The organism is Nostoc sp. 2RC (assembly GCF_014222165.1).
GTDB lineage: Bacteria > Cyanobacteriota > Cyanobacteriia > Cyanobacteriales > Nostocaceae > Nostoc > Nostoc linckia.
In genome coordinates this window covers 1-3,219 of sequence record NZ_JACKZU010000574.1, presented here as the reverse complement: position 1 = coordinate 3,219, position 3,219 = coordinate 1, and the positions used below count along the sequence as shown (strand labels likewise).

General features: G+C 37.4%; 1 protein-coding gene. It reads left to right on the top strand.

The window, feature by feature from the left end; all coding sequences use genetic code 11:
• Positions 1-768: 768 nt before the first annotated feature.
• Positions 769-3,117, top strand: a complete 2,349-nt coding sequence (locus tag GNE10_RS33285; protein ID WP_185570324.1) for a tetratricopeptide repeat protein — start codon at positions 769-771, stop codon at positions 3,115-3,117.
• The last annotated feature ends 102 nt before the right edge of the window (positions 3,118-3,219 follow it).

The following is a 3,219-nucleotide window of genomic DNA, read 5'->3' as shown; positions in this document are numbered from 1 at the left end:
CCCCTTTATAAGGGGAGGGTTAGGGTGGGGTAAAAATATTTGATACATCAATCATGACTTTTCAAACATCCTCTAAGGATCTTGAAACTCTGTTGCTGTTTGAGTTATAAAATTAGGTTTATGCCCCAAAGTATGCTTGAACTGCTGTTGCATCTTGCTTTGGCGGCATTGCTACATACACAAATGTTAAGAATTAAGAATACCTACTCGAAATTACGGTTGAGAAAGTTTATTTTCTATTCATGAGTTAAAGTTCGTTGGCAGTAAATAAAGAGACTTTGTAGAACAAGGCAAAAGGCAAAAGTTAAAAGTAAAATAAAGAAATACTGAATGCTACAAGCTTTTAATGCCTTGTAAATAGTCAGTTATTTTTTGTGGTGACAGAATAATTATTAATTTGTAATTCACGCATAATGTGGGTTATTAGACGCTAAAAACCTTGATTTATCGTTGTAGTAGAGACGTTGCAATTGCTAGTCTATACAGAGCGGATAATTCTTGATATTTTGTTGATTTGAATAATTCACATCAGACCTAATTCATAATTTTTCAAAGGCAACTCTTAACAGGAAAACCCATGTTTAAAAGTATGAAATTGTGGCAAAAACACTGTCTATAATCGTGCTTTGCGTCTAGTAAAAACATCTTTTTACTAGGCTTTATTCTGTGACTTCAAATCCGAATTAATCCAAAAAAGACGACATATTTGTCAATTGTCAAAGTATGTGGAAATCAAAGGTAATATTTAGGTTTATCCTGTCGGCGGTGATGGTAACTAGTATTGAATTAAGTTACAAAAGTGACTATTCTGTTGCTGAAAGTGCATCTTCTCATGTAACCTTAAAATCTGAAAGACAAAATGAAACATTGGAACTTCCAAAGTTAGCTCTTATAGGAATTGGCATAGGAGCTATTGCAGGTTTTTCTATCTCTGCTTTTTGGTATCAAAAATATCGTCAACGCCAACTTTATTTAACTGCGAAAATAGACCGTTTTATTGAAGAATTTAGTTGTGGTTCTTTAGCAGATTATCACCTATCAAAATCGAGAAATTTTCAGAAAAATTCAACAACAGAAAATCAAGAAGGTATACCTAAATTTACTAACAATCAAGAAAATTTAGTAAATTCTAATTCGAGTTTACCAATAGATAATATAGTAGCAGAATCCACCACAGAAGCCATACCTAATTATCTATGTGATAGCTATCAAAAACTAATAGAAGAAATTGTGACGACGACACTGAAAGGTGAAATCAGTTGTCAAGAATATATATATCGTAAATTAATAGAAAATATTGGTACTGGTAATGGCGAAATCTTTGAACGCTGTTTGAGCGATCGCTTGAATTCTACCCAATCTCAACTAAATAAGGTGAAAATTTCTCCAGAGTTGTTTCAAAGAGAAACTCCTGAGTTAAAAAAAGCGCGGTTAAATCGTACCCTCAAAGCATTACAGAGTATTCAAAGCGAATGGGAACGCATCGAAAAACAAAAACGCAATCAAGCCGCAGTCACCGCAGCTGTGCAACAAATTCTCACAGCTTCAGAAGCTTCTCGTTTTTCAGTTTTGTTACAAATCATCGATCCCAACCAAAACCAAATTTTCAGCCAAAATCAACTGCAAAAACTAGCCCAAGAATTAAAAATAGCGGTATCTGTTGATGAAGATTTTGAACGAAAACAACAAATAGAACAATTAGCCATCGGCATTGCTAGCGGTGTTGAATCCTATCAGCAATTAGAACCATCTCTTGTTAGTTGGATTTACGAACCAAGAAAAACACCACTAGAATTAACACAGTCCCAACCAAAACAAGAACCTTGGGCTTCATGGGCACAAAAAGTCAGCAGCCCATTGACACAAATATTATTTTCTACATTAGCTGATGGCATATCTGCAACAGAAGTAATTGTCCGTCAGTCTGATATCAACATCAAAGATTGGGTGGAGTTAACAATAATTGTCCAACGAATACAGCAAAGCTTGGTTAATTGGTTTGAAAGACAACCCTATGATTCTCAATGGGGAACATCTGCGTCCATTGCCACTTTTTTGAGTTTTGCTGTAGTTTGGTGCGAGTTATCTCATGCTTTTCGTGTCGCTACCAATATGCATCCCACCAAAGGTGAAGAATTAGCCAAGGCCTGTTTTCAAATCGTTTTACAAATTCTCAGAACTTTTGCCCATCGTCAATACTTTCCCCTTTACGGCGGAGTATTTGCCTTGTTCGGGAGAGATGCGTTGCAGGATACCATCAATTACTTAGATATACCACTCAAAGAAGTGGAAGGTACTCAAGAAAAAGCCAGGATACTAACACTATTGGGTTATTCTCAATTTATTTTAGGTAAATATCCACAAGCCAACTCATTTCACCACCAAGCTTTAGAAATTGCCCGCCAAGCCGGGGATCGGCCTTGTGAAATTGCCAATCTTAACCACACTAGCCGTGTTTGCGTTGCCCAAAAAGATTATTCTCAGGCAATTGATTATAGCCAGAGAGCGTTAATTTTAGCACGTCAAACCGGGCAACGCTTGGGAGAAGCCCACGCCTTAGCAACTTTAGGCTATAGCCAAGTGTTTGCAGCCCAACAGACAGAACGCATAGAATTAGATATTTATCAACAAGCAATAGAATACTTGCATCGAGGTTTGGAATTGTCAGAAAAATTGCGTGATTCTGCATTTGGTATGATGGCTGCACACCAAATCCAAGCCCTTTGTTACACCAGTCTTGGTATTGCCCACATCACCTTAGAAAAACCCCAAACTGCCATAGAATACTTACAAAAAGGTACTGAGGCAGTGCAATTTTCTGGTGACAAATATCTCCAGGGATTAAACTTTTTGTATTTAGCAGAAAGTCATTACAACCTGAATCATTTAGAACCGGCGGTATACAATAGCTGCTTGGGTATGTATTTATTAGAACAAATCGTTGCCCCAGAGTGGCGACAAGCCGCTGGTTTGCTGACAATTTTACAAAGTAAATTAGGCAATGAAACTTTAGAACAAGTAATAGCCAATTCTCGAACTCAAATCATTAAATTCATTGGTGTCGATGGCTACGATTACTTGCCAAAATTACTAGAAGAATACAAGCGATCGCAATAATCTAATACCGATTCAAAAAATGTTTGCGACAGATACCCCACCCGCCTTACGGCACCCTCCCCAAAGCATCGGGGAGGGTGCCGTAAGGCGGGTGGGGTATCT